The sequence below is a fragment of the Pseudoalteromonas sp. AWH4_217 genome, assembly GCF_056161105.1.
Window position 1 is genome coordinate 1 of record NZ_JBSWYM010000049.1, and the last position, 1,470, is coordinate 1,470.

At 52.4% G+C, this 1,470-nt stretch carries 1 pseudogene; it reads left to right on the top strand.

Going from position 1 to position 1,470, the window contains the following annotated elements:
- Window positions 1-1,470, top strand: a pseudogene (locus tag ACXAH1_RS24595) (hypothetical protein); the annotation flags it as partial.

The following is a 1,470-nucleotide window of genomic DNA, read 5'->3' on the forward strand; positions in this document are numbered from 1 at the left end:
GAGCCTGAGGCCGAACCCGCAGAAGACATGCTGGCGGAAGAGCCGGACGATCTGGATGGGTTATTAGAAGAAGAGCCTGAGGCTGAACCCGAAGAAGACATGCTGGCAGAAGAGCCGGACGATCTGGATGACTTGTTAGAAGAAGAGCCTGAGGCCGAACCCGCAGAAGACATGCTGGCGGAAGAGCCGGACGATCTGGATGACTTGTTAGAAGAAGAGCCTGAGGCCGAACCCGCAGAAGACATGCTGGCAGAAGAGCCGGACGATCTGGATGACTTGTTAGAAGAAGAGCCTGAGGCCGAACCCGCAGAAGACATGCTGGCAGAAGAGCCGGACGAGCTGGATGGGTTATTAGAAGAAGAGCCTGAGGCTGAACCCGCAGAAGACATGCTGGCAGAAGAACCGGACGAGCTGGATGGGTTATTAGAAGAAGAGCCTGAGGCCGAACCCGCAGAGGACATGCTAGCGGAAGAGTCGGATGATCTGGGTGATTTGCTTGAAGAAGAGCCTGAGGCCGAACCCGCAGAGGGCATGCTGGCCGAAGAGCCGGATGATCTGGATGATTTGCTTGAAGAAGAGCCTGATGCAGAAGAATTTATGCCCGGTTCGGACGCTGTCTCTAAGACAGAGTCCGGTCATCTTGATGGCATGCTGGAAGAAGAATCCGACTTGCAGCCTTTGCATGATAAAGCTGAACCGTCAGTTGAACTGGAGCTCGATGCACAAGAGTCTGCGCAGGCAGGATCTGAACTGCCTGAAACAGAGGATGAGTTACTCGACGAATTTGCAGAGCAATTAACTCACCCTTCCGAAGAAGCCAAAATGCCCGAGCCCACTCAACTGCAAAATGTGGATGAGTTACTGGAGGCGCTGGAAGCTGAAGGAGATGAGTTTGACGCGGATCTGGAAGAGGATGTTGAGATAGACCTTGGTGACGATCCATTAGCGGATGAAGACATAGATCTGTCCGAAGAGGAAGAGCTGACTGAAATAGACCTCGTTACCCCCAGTGAAGAACTGAGTAGTTATCCTGAGTTACAGATGGATGAATCTGAAGCACAAGAGATTTCTCTCGATGATGAATCAGAATCGGCTATCAGTGAAACAGAAAGGGCACTGGCAGAGAGCTTGGGACAAGATGATGCGTCCGGTCTGCTAGATGAACTGGATGATGATGGCGAAGACTTGCTGGATTTTGAGGGAGATTTTGACGATCTGGATGGTCCTGACTTTGAAATTGAACTGGATGAAGACGCGAGTCTTGACAGTGCAACAGTGGAGGAACCAGCAGCCGAGCAAGCCCCAGAGGAAGCGACAGTAAGCGATGAAACGCTGGCCGATGAAGACTTCCCTGAGTTTGATGAAGAAGATGCGCTAGCTGCGATGGACGCAGAGCCTGAATTCGAAGAGCCAGCAGCCGAGGAAGCGACAGTAAGCGATGAAGCCCTGGCCGATGAAGACTTCCCTGAG